Here is an 18,485-nt window from a genome sequence, read left to right as displayed (position 1 = left end):
TCTTCATGACAAGCTTGCGGCAACTCGAGTACCTGGTGACCGTCGTCGACACCGGCTCGTTCACCAAGGCCGCCGAGTTGCTGCACGTGACGCAGCCCGCGCTGTCGCATCAGGTGCGCGCGCTGGAGAAGGGCGTCGGCGGCCCGCTGCTCGAACGGCTGCCGCGCAGCGTCCGGCTCACCCCGATGGGCCGCGCCATGCTGCCGCACGCCCGCGCCACCCTCGCCGACGCCGAACGCGCGCGGTGCGCGGCCCGGCAGGCGTCCGGGCTGGAGGCCGGGGAACTCCAGATCGCGACGGTCTACTCGGTCGGCATCGGGGTCCTGCCCGCGGCGTTGCGGGTCTGGCGCCGGGAGCGGCCGGAGGTCGACGTGCGGCTGGTGGAGTTCCGGCACGCGGACGAGCTCCGGGAGGCCATGGCGGCGGGGGAGGCCGACGTCGCGGTCGGCCCGGTCCCGCAGGCTTGGGAGGGGCCGGTCCGCGAAATCGGTGCCGAGGAGTTCGTCGTGGTCCTGCCGATCGACGGGCCGCGCGAGGACGACGGCACCGGCGTCGTCGATCTGGCGACCCTCGCCGACTGCGCGTGGGTGCACTACGCGCCGGGCAACGGCCTCGCCGACCTCGTCGACCAGGCGTGCGCCGCGGCGGGGTTCCAGCCGAGGGCGGCGGTCCGGACCGAACAGAGCGCGGCGGCCCCGGCACTCGCGGCGGCGGGGCTCGGTCCCGCGCTGGTCCCGGCCAACGTCCTGCCCGCAGGCTTCCACGGCCGCGTCCTGCGGCCCGAACCGTCGATCCGGCGCACGCTCGCCGCCTATTGCCGCGGCACCCCCGACCCGCTGACCTCGGCCTTCATCGACGTCGTCGCGGGCGAGTGCACGCTCGGGTCACCGCACGGAGGCGCCTGACAGGTCCACCCCGCCGAACGCCGTCGCCTTGACGTCGCCCACCCTGTCCGCCCAAACGGCGTGCCCGTGTCCCGACCACAGCGGCACGACCGGGAGATCCCGGAGCAACTGGTTCTCCACCAGCCGGTAGACCTCGCCGCTCTCGCCTGCTTCGGTCTCCTCGGCCGATTTCAGCAGGTCGGCGAACCCGTCGCTCTGATATCCGGTCGCCTTCGCGAGCTTGGCCAGCACCTCCTGCGGGCTCGGCGTCATCAGGGCCACGTCGATCGCGAACGGTCCCTGTCCGGGCTCCGCGGCGAGCGGGACGCCGACCGCCGCGCCGACCTGCTCCGCGAGCGGACGCAGCCAGCTCGCCTGCGACTGTCCGAATTGGACGGGTGTGGCCGGGAACTCCGCCTGGGACAGCAGGGATTTCCCGGCCCCGGCGTCGAACGTGCAGGGACGGCAGGTGCTGCTGCGCTCGCCCGGCGCGACGGCGGGCGGCAGCAGCGATTTCGCCGGGTCCACCTGCTTGCCGAGGACGCCGGCCTCCAGCGCCGCGCGGTCGATCCCGAGCGCGAAGCCGTGCCGGACGGTCGCGTCGGAGAAGTGCTGTGCGGTCAGGGGAAACCCGAGGTAGGCGACGGTGGGCAGGGCCCACATCACGTGCCGCTGCGCGAAATCGGCGTGCATGGCTTCGTGGCGATCGCCGGGGACGAATGTGGAGAGGTCGAGTTTCCCGGCCTTGACCTCGTCGTACTGCGCCGCCGCGTCGCCGGTCTTGAGTTCGATCACGCGCGCCTTGCCCGGCGCGTCCGCCACGCGGATCAGTTTGCCGCCCGACGGCTGCCACGGGCCGTCCAGCCGGAAGGGCCCGTTGCCGACGGGACGCTGCGCGAAACCGTTCCAATCACGGGAAGTCAGTGCCGACGCGGGCAACGGGACCAGCGCGGGCGAGGAGAGCAGGGCGGGAACCTGACCGGATGGCCGGTCGAGCACGAGCCGGATGGTCAGCGGATCCGGCGCGGTGATCTCCTTGGCCCGCAAGAGATCCTTGATCACCCGCGACGCCTGCCACTGTTCCGCGCCGATCGTCTTCCAGGTGTCCACATAGGACTGCGCGGTCACCGGGGTGCCATCGTGGAACTTCCCGCCGTCCTTGAGCTTCACCGTCCACGTGATCCGATCGGAGCTGGTGAACGCTTCGGCCGCACGCGGCGTCGACCGTCCTGTCGCGGGGTCGTAATCGGCCAGCGGCGTCCACAGCGCGCCGGCGAGCATCCGCCCGGACTGGTCGCGGACGTCCGCGGGCAGCAGGGTCGCCGGGGCGGCCAGGCCCACGCGAAGAACGTCCGGTGCGGGCGGTTCGCCGGATTCCGAGCAGCCCGCCGCGACCAGGGCGGCGGCCAGGAGCGGGACCAGAAGACGCAAGCGCATGGTCATGTCATAGCAGTCCCACACCGACCATTGGCGGTTGTGCGGGCAAAGTGGCGATCATAAGGTGCAGGAACCAGCCTGGGAGGTTTCTGTGCGAGGAAACTGGTTGCTCCGTTCGTGCCTGGCGCTCGCCACGGTCACCGCGACCCTGATCGCCACCGGTCTGCCCGCCGCGGCCTGCGGCGAGGAGGACAAACCGGCCGGTGAGAAGGTCCGGGTCGCGGGTGCCCCCGGCGCGGTGAAGAACGTCAAGGCCGTCGGCAACGTGCCCGACGCGCAAGGCGCCATCGCCATGGGGTTCCTGCAGTACGGCAAACGTGACGTCATGGCGGTTTCCGGCGAGTTCGGCCTGAAGGTCTACGACCTCACGAAGAACCCCACCGCGCCGAAGCTGATCGGTGAAGTCAGCCTTCCCGGTCTGTGGGAGACCGAGGACACCGAGGTCGACGTCAAGCGCAAGCTCGTCTTCCTCGCGCGCGACCCGCGGGCCTACGGCGGTACCACGCAGACCGGCGAGTCCGGTATCTACATCATCGACCTGAAGAACCCGGACAAACCGGCCATCCTGAGCTACACCAAGGTGCCCGCCGGCCACACGACCAGCTGCGTCGACGACTGCCGGTATCTGTGGACCGGCGGTCCCGCGAAGGCCGCGAACCAGCCCGCGGAATGGGGCGGCCGCCCGATCTGGGTGACCGACATCCGCGACCCGCGCAACCCCAAGACGTTCCCGAACCCGATCGAACTCGCGCGCAACGACGGCAAGACCGACTACGTGCACGACGTCCAGGTCGACGCCGAGGGCGTGGCGTGGGTGTCCGGACGAGGCGGCGTCCGCGGTTACTGGACCAACGGCCACCACCGCGATCCCGTGCAGGGGAAGGTCCGCCGCGCGACCGCGTTCGACCCGGTGCCTTACGCGGGCGGCGGGATCGAGGAGACGGCGGCGCCGTCGAAGTTCATGCACAACAGCTTCCACCCGGCGGGACACCGCTCGGCCGACGGCGCCGACTCGAACCGCTGGCACGGCCGAGACCTGATCTATGCCACCGAAGAAAGCTTCCTCGACGGCTGCGCCGGTGACGGCGTGCTGACGATCTCGTCGCTGAAGAACTCGTACCACGGCGAGGGCTGGCGCTCGACGCCGGAGAAGCCGTTCCGCCTCCAGTCCGTCGGCACCTGGAGCGTCGCCGGGCAGGAAGGCAGCGACCCGGCGTCGGGTGACTGCTCCGCGCACTACTTCGACATCCGCGGCAAGGTCCTCGTGCAGTCGTTCTACGCGCAGGGCACGCGATTCCTCGACGTCAGCGACCCGACCGACCCGAAGCAGATCGCCTACTTCCGCCCGGCGGACGCCAGCGCGTGGGCGCCCTACTGGCACAAGGGTTACGTCTATGTCGCCGACAACACTCGCGGAATCGACATCCTGAAGCTCACCGCCTGAGGGAAGATGTTCCCCATGCGCACCATGGGGAAGACGTGGGGGATCACGGCCGCGGTAGTGCTGATCGCGGCCTGTGCCCCGGCACGGCCGGAGGAAATGGCCGTCCGCACCGATCCGGCGCCGGTCGCCGAGGACTTCCCCGACGTCGGCGAGATCGTCGAAGCGTCCTGGGTCGAGGAGAGGATGGGCACCTCCGAGGGCCGGATCGAGGCACCCGGGCCGTCCGACCTCCGGCTGTCCGCCGTGGTGAAGCTTCGGCCCGCGGCCGTGTCGAAGGTGATCAGCGATCTCAAGTGCGGGGCCGGGGTCCCGGAGGTGCCGAAACAGCTGAAGGGGCTTCTGACACCCGGCGTGGCGTGGCTCTCCTGCGAGCTGCCCACGACCACCAAGTCGCGGACCGCTTTCGTGGTCGACGGCTCCGAACAGGCCTTCTTGAGGTCGACGACGATGTAGCGGGCTGAGTTCGCGAACGAGGGGAACGATGTCGGCCGAGGTGGGGAACGATCCTGCGGGTGAGCACGCGTCCGGTCACTTCGGATTCTCCGATGTGGCGGTGATCGCGGCCGGTGCGGTGTCCGGTGCTGTCGGCGCCTACGCCTACTACAGCGAGCCGCTTCGGCCACTGGCGCACAGCTTCACCCTTTGGATCGTGCTGATCGTCGCCGTCGTCCCCGGGATGCCGAGGCGTCGGGCAGTGGTTCGAGCGGTTTGCGCGCTGATCGCGGCGGTACTCGCGTTCTATCTCGGCAAGGCGGTGATGTACGGCGTCAAGTACGCGGGCATGCCCTACCGGATCGACCTGCCGACGCTCGTACTGTGGTGTGGTCTGGCTGTTGCCGGTGGCCTCGTCGCCGGACTTCTGCTCGATGCCGTGGGGCGGACCGACCGGCGCGGCACCGTGGCCACCGCGGCGGTCGTGGGTCTGCTGGTCGCCGACCTCGTCCGGCGGTCCGACCGGTCCGGAGTCGGAACCTTGGCGGTCGTGACGGCCCTCGCGATCGCCTTCGTGGCTTGGCGGGGAATCCGCTCGCGCCGGCAGGCCGCCCAGGTCGCCCTGGCCGCCCTGCCGATGGGACTTGCCGGTCTCGTGGTCGTGTCGGCGCCGGATTTCTTCGAGGGCTTGTTCGGCAACCTCAGTTTTTGAGCTTCGGGTTCCAAGCCGTCAGCGTCAGCTTGCCCGTGGTCCCGAGGTCGGTGTCGACCGTGATCCGCTGCTCCGGGTCACCCTTCGCGGCCGCGACCGTCACGTAGGCGCCCGCTTCCGGCGAACCCACGGTGACGGTGTTCGACCACGAGACGACCGAGAGCAGCGTCCCGCCGGGCTGAACGGTCTGCGCGCTGACACCGGGATCGATCGCCATGTACGAGGTCCCGTGCTCGACCTCGACCGCCATCGGCCGTTTTTCCTTGTCCAGCAAGCGGACTTCGGGATAGCCGGTGATCGTGCGCGGTGTCGTGCCGCAGTTGGTGAGGGTGAGCACGATCGCGCGATGGCCCAGCGCGGCCTCGACCGGCCCGGATTGCACCGTCACCCCGGTGCCGAGACAGCCCGCCGGTTCGACGGTGCCCGGCACCGGCGTGGGCACGGGCTGAGGGACCGGCGCCGGGGGCTCAGTGCACCCCGCCACGAAGAGCAGTAGTCCGCCCAGCAACCCCAGTTTCCCCAGCACGCCGGAACCCTATCGATGTAGGTGAAGGCCCCCTTCACCTACATCTGGGTTCGACGTTGGGGCGGGGGGGTCCCCAATGTGGCGTTGGGGACGCTCAGCGCCTCCAACGCCGAATGGGTAGTGAAGGCCTCCTTCACTACCGTCAGGGTAGGCAAGGAGGCCTTCACGGACACGCCATGGTTTGCCTTAGCCCTCAAGAAGCCAGCAACTCCTGTAACTCGCGCATGGCGTTGGCCAGTTCGGTCGCGAACAGCTCCATCTCGTGTGCCACGTGCCTCGGCGTGCACAGGTACAGATTCAACGACTCCGGCAGCAGCACGTACGCTACACCGATGCACTGCGGGCTGGTCGACCCGAAGCCGAAGTACTGGATGTTCACCGACGGCGCCGAGCTGGTGCTCAGGTAGTCGTCGCGCATCTTCAACCAGCCGGGTGACGAGTACAGCGCCGGAGAGTCCTCGACGCCGCGCCGCTTCTGGATCAGCTGCAACTCCCACAGGTGCTGCTCCGGCGCGTCACCCGCCTGACACTCCTTCGCCCGCGTGACGTGCTTCGCGGCCGCCGCGCGGAAGGCCGCTTGGCGCGTCTGCCGGTCAGCCTGCGGGTCGTCCATCACCTGGACGAACCACTGCACCTCGGGCGTCACCACGCGCATCGCTTCGGTGCGCCCGTTCTGGTACTGCCGCGTCGCGATCGACTCGTACGTCGCGCCGGTGATCCCCTTCGCCCGCTTGTGCGCGAGCTGGTACGCCATCTGCGCGAAGGCGTCCGGGGACATCCCCAGCTCCTTCGCCCGCTTCGCGCCGAAGTCGGTGAAGGACACCGTCTTCGTAGCGGTCGCCTCGGCGTACTCGGCGAAGGACGCGGCAGCGGCGCGGGCGTCCTCGCGCAGCGCCTCACCCAGGACGAACTCGATGACCTCGGACGCCGGGACGCCGTCGGCGGGCGGCCGCTCCAGCCGCGTTCCGCTCAGCAGCGCGTCGGTGAACCCGAGGATCGTGGTCCCGTCCAGTTCACAGTGCTCGACGTTGATCCCCGCCGTGCCGTTCTCGAAGACGATCAGCGAAACGGCCTTGTCGAACCAGCGGTTCCCGCTGTCGCCGTGCAGCAGGTTGTCGCACGCCTCCCGCGTGTTCGCCGGCGTGAAATCCTCCAGGCACAGGCAGAACAACGCCGTCTCGATGTCGTCGAGCGCGGACGCGTTCCCGGCGGCGAGCAGCGCTTCCCGCGTCGCCGCCCACTCCGCCCTGGCCTTGGTGGTGAAATGCCCGGCGGCGGTCCGCGGGTCTTCGATGAAGTTCCCCGACTTGACGATCACCTGCAGGCCCGCGACCAGCTGTTCGGGGGAGTACGGGCGGCCGTCCGGCGCGATGACGTCCATCCGGAACGGGGTGTCTCGGTGGAAGACCACGATATGCCGCGCCCTCGACGGCCCCGGCCAGTCCTCGCGGTACGGCGTGCGCGCGGTGTCCTGCACGGCGCCGGGGATCCGCGTCGCCGAGAACAGGTACTTGTGCTGCACCATCGACTGCGGCTGCCCGCGCAGCACGATCGGCGGCACCAGTTCCTCGTCCAGCTTCAGCTTGTAGTCCACCGCCGACGCGGCCAGTTCGGCCGCGCGCTCCAGCTGTCCCAGCGGGGATTCGGTGAACAGGAAGAAGAAGTTCGCGTTGAGCGCGATCCGGTCGCGGCGGCCGAGGTAGCGGTACGGCCAGAAGGTGTCGAGCCAGCTGCGGACGCCTTCCCGCTTGTCGTAGGCCTCGAGCGCGCTCTGCAGTTCGTGCGCCGGGCTTCCTTCCGCGAGGAACTCGGCGACGGCGCCTTCGGTCTCCGCGAGCTCCCCGGGGGTGAGCAGCGGCGAGCACCACTCGAGAAACCGGCGGCAGGTGTCGTCCAGGCTTGGGACGGGGACCCGCGGCAGGATGTCCTCGTTGCCGAACGTGCGGGTGGACGGTTCCGGACTGCTCACGATCATCCTTGATCTCGAAGGGGAAGGGCGTTCAGCGCGGAGGCGAGCTCGCCCGCCGCGCCGTTCGGCCGGGAGACGAACAGCCGCGCGTACAGCCGGCCGTCGGCTTCCAGCCCACGCGGGTCGACGCCCGCGACGGAAAGATTGTCCAAGATCTGCGACTGTTCCCCGGCCGAAGCGAATCTCCGCTGCCGGAAGAGGCCGTCGACCCCGGTCGTCTCGTACTCGAATTCGGCGAGGCTCTCGGCGACCGGCCCGTAGGAGAACATCCGGAGGACGAAATGTGCCATCCAAGGCCGGTTTTCCCGCGCGATCCGGACGAGGGTCTTCTCGGTGACGTAGCCGACGCAGCCGGTCGAGATGACGATGTCGACGTCGGCCAGCAGCGCGCGCTGCTCCGCTGTCGGGTCTTCGCTCTCCAGATCCGCGTGGATCGCGTCGTCGATGAAGCCCGCGGCGAGCGCGTAGTCCAATGCGGGCGCGGAGGCGTCGAGGCCGATGAAGCGGACACCGTCGCCGACGGCGAGCTTCTCGACCATCCGGCGATCGCGCGCGATCAGCTCGTCCCGGCTCAGCGACTCGCCGTCCCGGTAGTGGTCGTACAGCCGGTCCATCGAGATGTCACAGCGATGCAGCGCCGCGTTGACGCCGTAGGAACAGCCGAGGTCGAGCACCGTCGGGACTTTGACGTCGGCTTCCGCGCGGTACTCGTCGATCAGTTTCGCGAAGTAGGCCTTCGCCTGCTGCGGGATGTCGTAGTCCAGAGGTCGCAGGGTACCGAAGAACGCACGGGGATCGGGCTCGGTGTAGATGTGGTCGAAAGAGATCTTGCCGGTCGAATCGAAAGGCACGGCCAAGCTCCTGACTTAGTCGAGCAGCTGATCGCCCCGGACCGCCGCCGAAGCGACGTGTTCCGGCAGGACCCGGCCGAACAGCTGTCGCGTCCGTTCCGGACTGCCGATGACCCCAGGACGCTCGCTGTACGCGAAGATCGCGGAATGGCGGGCGACTGCCCCTTGAACACTACTCACCCGGTGCAGCGCGAAGCGTCCGCGAAACAGCTGAAGATCGCCAGGACGCAGAGTGAGCCGCTTGATCAGATGATCACCTTCGCCCGCCAGCACGGCGCGGACGTCGTCGAAGTTCTCCGCCGTTTCGGAGCGGATGTTCGGGCAGTATTCGAAGACACCGCCGTCGGCCGCCTCCTGGGTGAGCATGCTGACCGTGTACTCGTTGGTGTCGAAATGCCACGGATGCGAGCGGCCCGGCTCGATCACGTTGAGCACCAGGCCGGACAGCGGATCGGCGAGTTCGTGCAGCTCGGGGAGTTCGAAGCAGTCGGCGACGAACCGCTGGAACTCCCGGCTCGAGTACAGCTGCTGGATCACCGCGGTCGCCGGGATCTGGTCGCGCGCCACGAAGGCGTTGCCGCGTTCCATGATCGTGCGGCCGGGATGGTCCTGCGGCAGCGGAGTGTCGATGGCGATGTTGTAGGCGTTGACGCGTTCGACTTTCGCGTACGCCTCCGGAGCGATCTTCGCGCCTTCGTCGCGAAGGACGTCACGCAACTCCGGACGGATGAAGTCGGCCAGCACACTGCAGCCCGTTTCCCGCAGTTCGGCGCGGGTCCGGGAAACGATTTCGCGCCACGCGGGGCTTCCCGGTTCGGACAACGGATAGCGGGCGGTATCGGCCACCTGGACTGCGCTCGCGGTCATCGACGTCCTCTCGGCTGCCCGGAAGTGATTCTCGGGTTTAGCACAGAAAACGCCCGCGGCTCCCGCGCCTTGTGAGCGGTGCCACACGGAACGTGACGGCCCCCTTGCTCGCGGTCGTACGCGGGTAAGGGGGCCGTCAATGACTTTTCGTCAGCTGGTGACAAGCGGCAACAGCGGCCGCCGCACCGCCGTCGCGACGCCGTCGGACGCCTGGGCCGCGGCGATCCGCTCGGCCGTCGGCGTGCCGTACTCCGTGGTCCGCTGGCGCAGCGGACGGCCCAGCGGTTCGACCATCGCGCGCATGTCGCTGATCGTCTTGTACGACCCGTTGGCCGCCCCCGCCATCCGGCTGATCGTCTCCTCCATCAGCGTCCCGCCGATGTCGTTGACCCCGCCCTGGAGCACGGCGCGGCTGCCTTCCTCACCGAGTTTCACCCACGAACTCTGGATGTTGTCGATCATCCCGTGCAGCAGCAACCGGGACAGCGCGTGCACCGCGCGGTTCTCGCGCAGCGTCGTCCCGGCCCTGGCGAGCCCGGCGAGGTAGATCGGGGAACTCTGGTGGATGAACGGCAGCAGTACGAACTCGCTGAACCCGCGCCGCCCGTTGCGCTCCAGGCCCTCCCGCTGCAGTTTCGCCAGCAGCTTCAGGTGCCCGACCCAGTGCGCCGGCGTGTCGACGTGGCCGTACATCATCGTCGACGTCGTGGTGATGCCGAGTTTGTGCGCGGTGGTGACGACGTTGATCCACTCCGACGTCGGCAGCTTGCCCTTCGTCAGCACCCAGCGCACGTCGTCGTCGAGGATCTCGGCGGCCGTGCCCGGCAGCGAATCGACACCGGCCTCCTTCGCGCGGGCCAGCCAGTCCTCGATCGAGAGGTTCGTTCGCGAAGCGCCGTTGACGACCTCCATCGGCGAATACGAGTGCAGGTGGATGTCCGGCTGACGGCGTTTCACCTCCGCCGCGAGGTCGAAGTACGCCGTGCCCGGCAGATCCGGGTGGATGCCGCCCTGCATGCAGATCTCGGTCGCGCCCGCGGCCCACGCCTCGTCGACCCGGTCACCGACCTGCTCCAGCGAAAGCGTGTACGCGTCCGCGTCGGTGCGCCGCTGGGCGAACGCGCAGAACCGGCAGCCGGTGTAACAGACGTTGGTGAAATTGATGTTCCGCGTGACGACGAAGGTGACGTCGTCGCCGTTCACCTCGCGACGCAGGTCGTCGGCGATCTTGGTGAAGGCGTCGAGCTCCGGCCCGTCGGCGTGCAGCAACGCCAGAGCCTCGTCGTCAGAAAGTCCGGCGGGGTTCTTTTCCGCGCTGCGCAAGGCATCTCGAATGTCGGTGTCGAACCGCTGCGGCCCGGTCTTGATGTTGCCCTTGATCTCGGCCCAGTCGCCGTAGACCGAGTCGAAGTCGCTGCGGCGGTCTTCCGTGCGCCCGACGGTGTCGACCTCGACGTGCAGATCGGTACGCCCGGCCTCCTTCCAGCCGCCGTCCGGCTCCTGCCACGGGATGCCCACCGGGATCGCCTCCTCGATGGCGAGCCCGGTCTCGGTGTCGGTCAGCGGCGCGAGATGCGCGTTCATCCGCGGGTCCAGCCACGGCTCGCCGGCCTTGACGTACTCCGGGTAGATCGGCAACCGCTCGCGCACGGTGAAGCCGAGCGCCTCGGTGCGGCGTTTGAGCTCGTCGATCTGCGGCCACGCGCGTTCGGGGTTCACGTGGTCGGGGGTCAGCGGCGAGACGCCGCCCCAGTCGTCGATACCCGCGTTCAGCATCAGTTCGTACTGCTGGCCGATCAGGTTCGGTGGCGCCTGGATCCGCATCCGCGGCCCGAGCACGAGCCGCGCGACGGCGATGGTCGCGGCGAGTTCTTCGAGATCGGCGTCCGGGGTCGCGCGCATCTTCGTGTCCGGCTTCGCGCGGAAGTTCTGGACGATGACCTCTTGAATGCCGCCGTAGGTCTTCGCGACCTTGCGGATCGCGAACAGCGAGTCGGCGCGTTCCTCGAAGTTCTCGCCGATGCCGATCAGGATCCCCGTGGTGAACGGCACCGAACTGCGCCCGGCGTCCTCCAACACCCGCAGGCGCACGTCGGGGTCCTTGTCGGGCGAGCCGTAGTGCGGGCCGCCCTTCTCCGTGTACAGCCGCTTCGCCGTCGTCTCCAGCATCATGCCCATGGACGCCGAAACCGGCTTGAGCCGCTGGAAGTCCTGCCAGCTCAGCACGCCCGGGTTGAGGTGCGGCAGGACACCCGTCTCCTCGAGAACCCGGATCGCCATCGCCCGGACGTAGGACAGCGTGTCGTCGTAGCCGTGCGCGTCGAGCCAGTCCTTCGCCGCCTTCCAGCGGTCCTCCGGACGGTCGCCGAGGGTGAACAGCGCTTCCTTGACCCCCATTTCGGCACCCTTGCGAGCGATGTCGAGGACCTCGTCGGGGGAGAGGAACGGCGATTCGACGCGGCCGGGCACGGTCGCGAAGGTGCAGTAGCCGCATCGGTCCCGGCACAGCCGGGTCAGCGGGATGAACACCGAACGGCTGTAGGTGACCACGCCCGGACGGCCTGCCGCGACGAGTCCGGCGTCGCGGACCCGGGAGGCGTGCTCGGACAGCGTCTTGAGGTCGTCGCCGCGCGCCTGGAGCAGGATCGAGGCCTCGGTGATGTCGAGGGTCTTCCCGTCGCGCGCCCTGGCGAGTGCCCGGCGCATCGCCGAGGTGGTGGGGGCGTTCGCGTCAGCAGGGGATGCCATTCCCGCACGCTATGGCCGGACTCGCTCCACCTGCCAGTGTGCATCCCGCCACCGCGTCACCCACGTGGGTGTGATCACTGTTCTCGCTGGTCAGGGCGCGATCTTGGTTGCCGATCGATGGGTCGGAGTGTATTACCTAAAGTGTGGCTTCGGTGATCGGCAAGAAGGTCGGCGGGCGGACGTACTACTACCTCGTCACCTCCGCGCGGGTCGACGGCGAGCCGAGGGTCGTGTCGCAGCGCTACCTCGGGACGGCCGAGGAGATCGGGCGCGCGATGGAGGGCGATGTCTCCGCCCCCGGCGAAGCGCGTCACCGGACCTTCGGTGACGTCGCGGCGGTGTGGGCCACGCTGCGACGGCTCGACTTCGTGCGCCGGGTCGACGAAGCCGTCGGAGCCCAGCGCGCCGCGACCACTCTCGGGACGCATCTCGCGCTCGCCGTTCTGCACCGGGCGACAGCGCCCGAAACGCAGTTAGCCGACTGGTGGCGTGAGTCCGTCGCCCGGGAATTCGTCCAGGCAGACCTTCCGAATCACCGGCGGGCGCTGCACCGTCTCACGCCCGAACGGATCGCCGGGATCGAGACCGCCGTCGCCGACGCGGTGCTCTCCTGGCTGGGGACGGGCGACGCCGCGCTCGCCGTGGACGTCCCGCAGTTCGCCACCTTCACCACGGCAGACCCCTGCCGCTGCGAACTCGCCGGACTCGGCCTGGTGGTGACCAAGGACGGCGCGATCCCGCTGGCGTCGCACGTGTACCGGAGGGACGACGCGCCGCCGTTCGCCGCGCTCGCCGAGCGACTCCGCTCGCTGTACCCCGTCACGCTGGTCTTCACCGCCGGCCAGGCCGCGCAACTGGACCTCGGGCGGCACTTCGTCGGCGCGCTGCCTCTTTCGGAGCATCCGGAGCTGCTGGCGAAACCGCCGTCCGCGCGCAAGCCCGTCGACCCGGAGCGCTTTGCCGGGCTGACCGCTCTCGACACCAGAGCCGTCGTCGCGGGCGTGCGCCGGCGCGTGATCCTGACCCATTCGGAGACCCTGCACAACGCGCAGGCCCGCGCGTTCGGCGAGGAACTGGGCACCGCGACGCGGGAACTCGCCGGCCTCGACGCCGCACTCGCTTCGGGCGTCCACCGGGGTGACCGTGGCCAGGTGAACGCCGAAATCGCGCGGATCACCCGCGGCCGCCGCGTCGAACGGGTGCTCTCCCCTTCCCTGACGGGGACGAAGCCGGGGGAGATCCGGCTGACCTGGAAGGTCGACGATGCCGCCGTGTCGCGGCTGCACGACGAGTTCTTCGGCAAGCAGGTGCTGGTCACCGACCACGACTGGCCGGTGTCCGAAGTCGTCACCGCGTACCGGGCCCGGACCCACCTCGACTCGACGTTCCGCTGGCTGACCGGTCCCGCCGTCACCGGCCCGGCCCCGCGCTGGGAGTGGACGCCGCATCGGATCGCGGTGCACACCCTGGTCACGGTGCTCGCGTCCACGGTCACCCACCTCATGCGGCGCGAGGCCGACCGGGCCGGGATGAACCTGTCGGTCCGTGAGCTGATGGACAGCCTCGCGGGGATAGGGGAGACGGTGCTGCGGTATCCGTCCACCGGCGGCCGCCCTCGGACGCGGCGCCTGCTGACCGAGCGGAGCCCGGAACAGCAGGCGCTCTTCGACCTCTTCGGTCTTAGCTCTCTCGGTGAATATGAAGCGCGGAGAAGCTCTGCACCACCGGCATCAACTCGATGACGTTGATGTTCACGTGCTCCGGCTGCGAAGCGGCCCAGAAGACGGACTCGGCGACGTCGGCGGCCGTCAGCGGCGTCGTGCCCTTGTAGACGTTGTCGGCCTTGCTCTGATCACCCTCGAACCGGACGACGGAGAACTCCGTGCCGCCGACCAGGCCCGGCTCGACGTTGGTCACCCGGACGCCGGTGCCCTGCAGGTCCGCGCGCAGGTTCAGGCTGAACTGGTGGACGAACGCCTTGGTCGCCCCATAGGCGTTGCCACCGGGATAGGGGTAGGAGCCCGCGACCGACCCGATGTTGATCACGTGCCCGCGGCCGCGCTCGACCATGCCGGGCAGCAACGCGCGGGTGAGGTGCGCGAGCCCCCTGATGTTCGTGTCGATCATCTGGTCCCAGTCGTCGAGCTTCGCCCGATGGGCGGGTTCGAGTCCTTTCGCGAGGCCGGCGTTGTTGACCAGCAGGTCGACTTCGGCGAATTCGGCGGGCAGCGTGCCGGGGAGCGCGGCCACCGCGTCGGCGTCCCGGACGTCGAGCTCGAAGGGGAGGACGTTCTCGCCCAGCTCGACGGCCAGCTTGTCGAGCCGGTCCTTACTCCGCGCGGCCGCGACGACCTTGGCGCCGTCGGCGGCGAACCGGCGGACGATCTCGACGCCGAACCCGGCGCTGGCACCGGTCACGAAAACGGTCTTCTGGGACATGGAAGGCATCACTCGATCTCTTTCAAGAACTGTGCGAACACGGTGTTGAACTCGGCCTCGCGCTCCAGGTTAGGCATGTGGGCGGCGCCTTCGATCACCGCCAGGGTGGAGCCGGGGATGAGGTCGTGCATGAGCTCGGCGTCCGAGACCGGCGTGAACTCGTCCTCGGTCCCGACCACGACCAGGGCCGGCACTTCTACGCGAGTGAGGCTGTCCCGGTAGTCCGGACGCTCGGCCCTGCCCCTGAGCGCTGCCGCCGCTCCTTCCTTGGGCGTCGTGCGCATCATCCCCAGGACGTGCGCCGCCACGTCCGGCATCGTGCGGACGTTCTCCGGGGAGACCATCTTCGTCAGGACTTCCTCCGCGTAGGGGTTCAGTCCCTCCGCGAGGATCCGGTCCGCCATCTCGTTGCGGACGCGTTTGCCCTCTCCTGTCTCTTCTTGGGGAGAGGTGTCGGCGAGCAGGAGCCCGGCGACGCGGTCGGGGTAGGTGCGGTGGAACTCCATGACGATCTGCCCGCCCATGGAGAGGCCGCCGAGGACGAAGCGCCCGAGGCCGAGCCGATCCGCGAGACGCACGATGTCCTTGGCGAAGACGTCGAGCCCGGTCTTGCCCGGGACCACCGTTGTCTCGCCGTACCCGCGGAGGTCCGCCGTGATGACCCGGTAACCCTCCTGGCTGAAGCGCTCGGCCTGGGGCCGCCACATCGATCGGTTGAAGGGGTGGCCGTGGACGAGGACGACGGGCAACCCGGTGCCGAGGTCGTCGTAAGCGACGGAGATGCCGTCGAGTTCCGCAGTGCTCATGAGCCCGACGCTAATCGGAGCAATCATCAGGATCAATACGGTGCAATGTACTCGGAGCAATATTCTTCGCCGGGAGTTCGCCGGGTGGTTCCCCGGCCGCCTGCGGGGCGATCACCGGCTTCGGTCCGGTTTATGGCCGCTGACCTGCGTAAACGCCGTTAAGGTACCCCCCTGTTTTCGGGGGTTTCCGGACGTGTAATCTTCTCTTCGTCGCCAGGGAGACCGGGCGACCGACCGGGACACGAACCAAGCTCTCGCTCAGTGCGATTGAGTGGGTGTCTCACCAAAAACTGCTAGGAATGACTGCTTCGGATAAGGCCGCTTGGTTGCGGTGCGATCTGGGGTGTGTTGCTCCTTGCGAAACTTGCAAGGAAGGGGCCTTTCATGGCGTTCGGGAGAAGATCAGGTGCAGTGCTCGAAAGGCGATTCGTAGCTGGTGGAACCCGCCGAGCCGCCCCACCGGACGCACTTCGCGCCGGCGGCCGCGCTCACGGGGCCCGCGTAGTACTCGAAGCTGCCGGAGTCGGTCTTCCTCGCCGAACCTTGGACTTCGAGGAAGGCCGAAACCGCGCTGCCCGTGCCGACCGAGGTGGACTTGATGGTGGTGACGCAGTTGTTCTTGGTCGTGCCGTTGTACAGCAGGTACGCGGTCGCGGCGCTGCCGAGCGCCTGCGAGTCGATCACCTTGTAGCCGTCGCCGCACACCTCGACGGCGTCGTACGGGTTGGGATTCCCGCTGCCGCTGCAGGTGTTCTTCGAGGTCACGTTGGCGTTGGGGTAGCCGAACCTCACGCCGTTGAAGTACGCGGGCTTGATGTTGCTGGGCCATGACGAGTCGTTGGTGCGGACCTCGTAGTGCAGGTGCGGGCTGATGTTGTTGCCCGGCTTGGAGGTGTTGCCGACCTCGCCGATCTTCTGCCCCTGCGCGACCTGCGCGTTGAGCGCGACCGAGCGGACCTTGAGGTGCGCGTAGTAGGTCGACCACCCCCCACCGTGGTCGATCTTCACCAGGTTGCCGAACCCGTTGGCCGACCCCTGGTGCGCCGAGATGACGACCTTTCCCGCCGCCGCCGCGACCACGGTGTCGCCGAGGTCCGCCCCCGCGGAGCTGCCGCGGTTGAAGTCGATCTCGTAGGCCCGGTGCGCGCTGCTGTTGTCGTTGTCGCCGTTCCACACCTGGTTGCAGGGGAACGGGAGCTGGAAGTTGGGCCGCGGCCCGACGGCGGCCTCGGCCGACGTCGCGGTGATCGCCAGCCCGGCCATGCCCAGCAAGGCGGTGGCGGCCGCCGTGACCACTCGTCTGAATCTCATCGGATGTCCTTTCTCGGCGTTTCGCGAGAAGCGTCCCGAAAGGGCGTACAAGCGAGATACAAACGACCACGAGCCCTCCTGGCCGAGGGGACCAGGAGGACTCGTGCCGCCTCCGCACCGGGACCGTCCGCGTCTTCCCCGCCCCGGCGCGGGTGTCTCAGCCGACCCGCTCGATGGTGGCCCGGCGGATCAGGAACTTCCCGGGTTCGCGGACCTGCTCGAAGGCCGCGTTGTTCAGCAGCGCGCAACTACCGGAAACACCGGTGACCTCGACGGTCGTGGACTTGTCGTTGTCCAGGTTCGTCACCTTCAGCTTGGTGCCCGCCGGGAACTGGCCGCTGGACGCCGCGGGCGCGCCGCCCTCGCCGGACAGCGTCACCGTGGAGCCCTGGCAGACGACTTCTCCTTCCCCGGCGGCCGCTGCTCCCTGATCGGCGGCCTCGCCGGCCATGGCGTCGCCCTGCTCGGCGGCCTGTACGTCCTCGGTGCATCCCGCGGCTTCGCGGCGCTGCTGGATGAGGTCGACGACGGCCTGCCGGTTCGCGATCCGCGCCTCGGACTGCGCGTCCGGATCCGCCTGCTGGCCGGCGATGAAGTTCAGGTTGTTCCGGAGGGCGCTGTCCAGTCCCTGGCAGCTTTCCGCGGCCTGCCCGTCCGGAGTGCTGATCGCGAACATCGCCGCGGCGATGGCGGCCACGCCGAGAACGGACGCGATGCCGATCGTCGCACGCTTGCGGTGTTTCCCGGCACTGTTCATCATCGGTGCTTCCTCCGGTCTGGTTCCTCCTCACCCACAACCAGGGATACGGCCGGGTAACGGAAGTGGTTCAAACCGATTTCAGCCGAGCCAGGGTTTCGCGATCCGCGCGTAGGTGCCGTCGTTCAGCGCGAGATGCAGCCACTGGTCGGTCCATTCCTTGAACACGATGTCGCGCGGCATCAGGTACGCCTTCTCCGAGAAGGTGAACGGCTCGTCGGGATGCACCGCGCACAGGCGCGGATTCCGCTTTGCCTGCCAACGGGTTTCGGTCGCGTCGGTGATCATCAGATCCGCCCGGCCCGCCAGGATCTCGGCGAAGATCGTGTTGTTGTCCGGATGACGGACGATGGTCGCGCGTTTGAGATTGGCGTCGGCGAACTGTTCGTTGGTGCCGCCCGGGTTCACGATCGCCCGGACGCCCGGCTGGTCGATCTGCTCCAGGGTCTGGAACCGCTTTTCGTTCTCGCACAAGGTGATCGGGGTCTTGCCGTCACGGAGATAGGGAAGGCTGTAGAAGCCCTTCTTCGCGCGGTCCAAGGTCACCGAAACCCCGCCCATCGCCAGATCGCATTTCCGCCCGACGTCGTCGGCGATCGCCTTCCATGTGGTCTGGACCAGTTGGAGCCGGACACCGAGCCGCTTCGCGAGGTCACCCGCGAGGTCGATGTCGATCCCGCTCCACGCGCCCGCCGCGTCGCGATAGGTGAACGGGCGATAGTCGCCCGTCGAACACACGCGGATCTCGCCGCGAGCCTGGACGACGTCGAGCCCGCTCCGCGCGCCATGACCTTCGGGCGCGGCACCGGCCGTGCCGATTCCCAGCACGGTCAGCACCGCGACCCCGAACGTGAGTACTTTCGCCTTGATCGTCATCAAGGCATTTTCCACACCCTGGACTCCGAGGCGCACCATGCGCATGGCGAACTTCATGTCGAAGCCGTACCCCCAGCATCCGGTTTTCCGGCCTCTCAGGGTCGGATTCCAGGGTCGGCTCGGGGCCGTTCCCCGATGTGCCGGGGCCGTTCCAGAGCGAACATTGACCCATGACCAACAGCGTGTACACCCCCCAGGCCACCAAGAAGCTCTACCGCAGCCGCACCGACAAGATGCTCGCGGGCGTCGCCGGCGGCTGGGCCGCCTACCTCGGCGTCGACGCCGCGATCCTGCGCATCGCCCTCGTGGCAGGCGTCTTCTTCACCGCCGGATTCGCGATCCCGCTCTACGCCGCCGCATGGCTCCTGACTCCGGAACAGCCGGGCGAATCCTGACGGGGCGGACGCCGCGCGCAGGGGGCCGAAG

17 protein-coding genes are annotated in these 18,485 nt (G+C 68.7%); 6 read left to right on the top strand and 11 right to left on the bottom strand.

What is annotated here, in order from left to right; translation table 11 throughout:
- Positions 1-5: 5 nt before the first annotated feature.
- A complete protein-coding gene (locus tag LCL61_RS09315) occupies positions 6-905 on the top strand; it encodes a LysR family transcriptional regulator (protein WP_340686463.1) in 900 nt (299 codons plus the stop codon).
- Here LCL61_RS09315 and LCL61_RS09310 read toward each other — a convergent pair.
- Entirely contained in the window at positions 885-2,327 is a 1,443-nt protein-coding gene (locus tag LCL61_RS09310) for an ABC transporter substrate-binding protein (protein ID WP_340686462.1), read from the bottom strand. The genes LCL61_RS09315 and LCL61_RS09310 overlap by 21 nt on opposite strands.
- Before the next feature lie 100 nt (positions 2,328-2,427).
- Here LCL61_RS09310 and LCL61_RS09305 point away from each other — a divergent pair, with 100 nt between their 5' ends.
- From LCL61_RS09305 to LCL61_RS09295, 3 genes are read left to right on the top strand one after another with little or no spacing between them, the layout of a single operon-like run.
- Entirely contained in the window at positions 2,428-3,765 is a 1,338-nt protein-coding gene (locus LCL61_RS09305; RefSeq protein ID WP_340686461.1) for a hypothetical protein, read from the top strand.
- A gap of 15 nt (positions 3,766-3,780) precedes the next feature.
- A complete protein-coding gene (locus tag LCL61_RS09300; RefSeq protein WP_340686460.1) occupies positions 3,781-4,218 on the top strand; it encodes a hypothetical protein in 438 nt (145 codons plus the stop codon).
- Between the two features lie 28 nt (positions 4,219-4,246).
- Positions 4,247-4,909, top strand: a complete 663-nt coding sequence (locus LCL61_RS09295) for a DUF6518 family protein (protein WP_340686459.1) — start codon at positions 4,247-4,249, stop codon at positions 4,907-4,909.
- On the opposite strand, the gene LCL61_RS09290 is transcribed toward LCL61_RS09295, so the two are convergent.
- The 5 genes from LCL61_RS09290 to LCL61_RS09270 form a co-directional block, all read right to left on the bottom strand.
- The gene (locus LCL61_RS09290; RefSeq protein ID WP_340686458.1) at positions 4,899-5,435 is read right to left on the bottom strand and encodes a DUF4232 domain-containing protein; all 537 of its coding nucleotides are present in this window, start codon (positions 5,433-5,435) and stop codon (positions 4,899-4,901) included. The genes LCL61_RS09295 and LCL61_RS09290 overlap by 11 nt on opposite strands.
- 193 nt (positions 5,436-5,628) lie before the next feature.
- A complete protein-coding gene (locus LCL61_RS09285; protein ID WP_340686457.1) occupies positions 5,629-7,410 on the bottom strand; it encodes a choline/carnitine O-acyltransferase in 1,782 nt (593 codons plus the stop codon).
- Positions 7,407-8,255 (bottom strand): class I SAM-dependent methyltransferase, encoded by an 849-nt coding sequence (locus LCL61_RS09280; RefSeq protein ID WP_340686456.1) that lies wholly within the window; start codon positions 8,253-8,255, stop codon positions 7,407-7,409. The genes LCL61_RS09285 and LCL61_RS09280 overlap by 4 nt, the downstream gene beginning before the upstream one ends.
- A 15-nt stretch (positions 8,256-8,270) precedes the next feature.
- Entirely contained in the window at positions 8,271-9,122 is an 852-nt protein-coding gene (locus LCL61_RS09275) for a HalD/BesD family halogenase (protein WP_340686455.1), read from the bottom strand.
- A 150-nt stretch (positions 9,123-9,272) separates the two neighbouring features.
- Positions 9,273-11,828, bottom strand: coding sequence for a bifunctional FO biosynthesis protein CofGH (locus LCL61_RS09270; RefSeq protein WP_340688536.1), 2,556 nt, complete (start codon positions 11,826-11,828; stop codon positions 9,273-9,275).
- A gap of 185 nt (positions 11,829-12,013) precedes the next feature.
- Between LCL61_RS09270 and LCL61_RS09265 the strand changes: the two genes are divergently transcribed.
- On the top strand, positions 12,014-13,612 hold the full coding sequence (locus LCL61_RS09265) for an IS1634 family transposase (RefSeq protein WP_340686454.1): 1,599 nt from the start codon (positions 12,014-12,016) through the stop codon (positions 13,610-13,612).
- Here LCL61_RS09265 and LCL61_RS09260 read toward each other — a convergent pair.
- The 5 genes from LCL61_RS09260 to LCL61_RS09240 form a co-directional block, all read right to left on the bottom strand.
- Entirely contained in the window at positions 13,551-14,309 is a 759-nt protein-coding gene (locus tag LCL61_RS09260) for an SDR family oxidoreductase (protein ID WP_340688535.1), read from the bottom strand. The two genes, LCL61_RS09265 and LCL61_RS09260, sit on opposite strands and share 62 nt — an antisense overlap.
- Positions 14,310-14,317: 8 nt before the next feature.
- A complete protein-coding gene (locus LCL61_RS09255) occupies positions 14,318-15,115 on the bottom strand; it encodes an alpha/beta hydrolase (protein ID WP_340686453.1) in 798 nt (265 codons plus the stop codon).
- Between the two features lie 402 nt (positions 15,116-15,517).
- Positions 15,518-16,426, bottom strand: coding sequence for a M23 family metallopeptidase (locus tag LCL61_RS09250; RefSeq protein WP_340686452.1), 909 nt, complete (start codon positions 16,424-16,426; stop codon positions 15,518-15,520).
- Between the two features lie 157 nt (positions 16,427-16,583).
- A complete protein-coding gene (locus LCL61_RS09245; RefSeq protein ID WP_340686451.1) occupies positions 16,584-17,186 on the bottom strand; it encodes a hypothetical protein in 603 nt (200 codons plus the stop codon).
- A gap of 78 nt (positions 17,187-17,264) precedes the next feature.
- Entirely contained in the window at positions 17,265-18,059 is a 795-nt protein-coding gene (locus LCL61_RS09240; protein ID WP_340688534.1) for a transporter substrate-binding domain-containing protein, read from the bottom strand.
- Positions 18,060-18,229: 170 nt separating this feature from the next.
- On the opposite strand from LCL61_RS09240, the gene LCL61_RS09235 reads away from it, so the two are divergent.
- Positions 18,230-18,454, top strand: a complete 225-nt coding sequence (locus LCL61_RS09235; protein WP_007033414.1) for a PspC domain-containing protein — start codon at positions 18,230-18,232, stop codon at positions 18,452-18,454.
- Positions 18,455-18,485 lie beyond the last annotated feature (31 nt).

This window comes from Amycolatopsis coloradensis, assembly GCF_037997115.1.
GTDB classification, from domain to species: Bacteria; Actinomycetota; Actinomycetes; order Mycobacteriales; family Pseudonocardiaceae; genus Amycolatopsis; species Amycolatopsis coloradensis_A.
This window is presented reverse-complemented; position numbering and strand designations above follow the sequence as displayed.

Bases quoted from the DNA above. Each gene is read 5' to 3' on its own strand.
- LCL61_RS09315 (WP_340686463.1), top strand. From the start codon at position 6: ATGACAAGCTTGCGGCAACTCGAGTACCTGGTGACCGTCGTCGACACC.
- LCL61_RS09310 (WP_340686462.1), bottom strand. From the start codon at position 2,327: ATGACCATGCGCTTGCGTCTTCTGGTCCCGCTCCTGGCCGCCGCCCTG.
- LCL61_RS09300 (WP_340686460.1), top strand. From the start codon at position 3,781: ATGCGCACCATGGGGAAGACGTGGGGGATCACGGCCGCGGTAGTGCTG.
- LCL61_RS09295 (WP_340686459.1), top strand. From the start codon at position 4,247: ATGTCGGCCGAGGTGGGGAACGATCCTGCGGGTGAGCACGCGTCCGGT.
- LCL61_RS09285 (WP_340686457.1), bottom strand. From the start codon at position 7,410: ATGATCGTGAGCAGTCCGGAACCGTCCACCCGCACGTTCGGCAACGAG.
- LCL61_RS09275 (WP_340686455.1), bottom strand. From the start codon at position 9,122: ATGACCGCGAGCGCAGTCCAGGTGGCCGATACCGCCCGCTATCCGTTG.
- LCL61_RS09270 (WP_340688536.1), bottom strand. From the start codon at position 11,828: ATGCGCCGGGCACTCGCCAGGGCGCGCGACGGGAAGACCCTCGACATC.
- LCL61_RS09260 (WP_340688535.1), bottom strand. From the start codon at position 14,309: ATGTCCCAGAAGACCGTTTTCGTGACCGGTGCCAGCGCCGGGTTCGGC.
- LCL61_RS09255 (WP_340686453.1), bottom strand. From the start codon at position 15,115: ATGAGCACTGCGGAACTCGACGGCATCTCCGTCGCTTACGACGACCTC.
- LCL61_RS09250 (WP_340686452.1), bottom strand. From the start codon at position 16,426: ATGAGATTCAGACGAGTGGTCACGGCGGCCGCCACCGCCTTGCTGGGC.
- LCL61_RS09245 (WP_340686451.1), bottom strand. From the start codon at position 17,186: ATGATGAACAGTGCCGGGAAACACCGCAAGCGTGCGACGATCGGCATC.
- LCL61_RS09240 (WP_340688534.1), bottom strand. From the start codon at position 18,059: ATGACGATCAAGGCGAAAGTACTCACGTTCGGGGTCGCGGTGCTGACC.
- LCL61_RS09235 (WP_007033414.1), top strand. From the start codon at position 18,230: ATGACCAACAGCGTGTACACCCCCCAGGCCACCAAGAAGCTCTACCGC.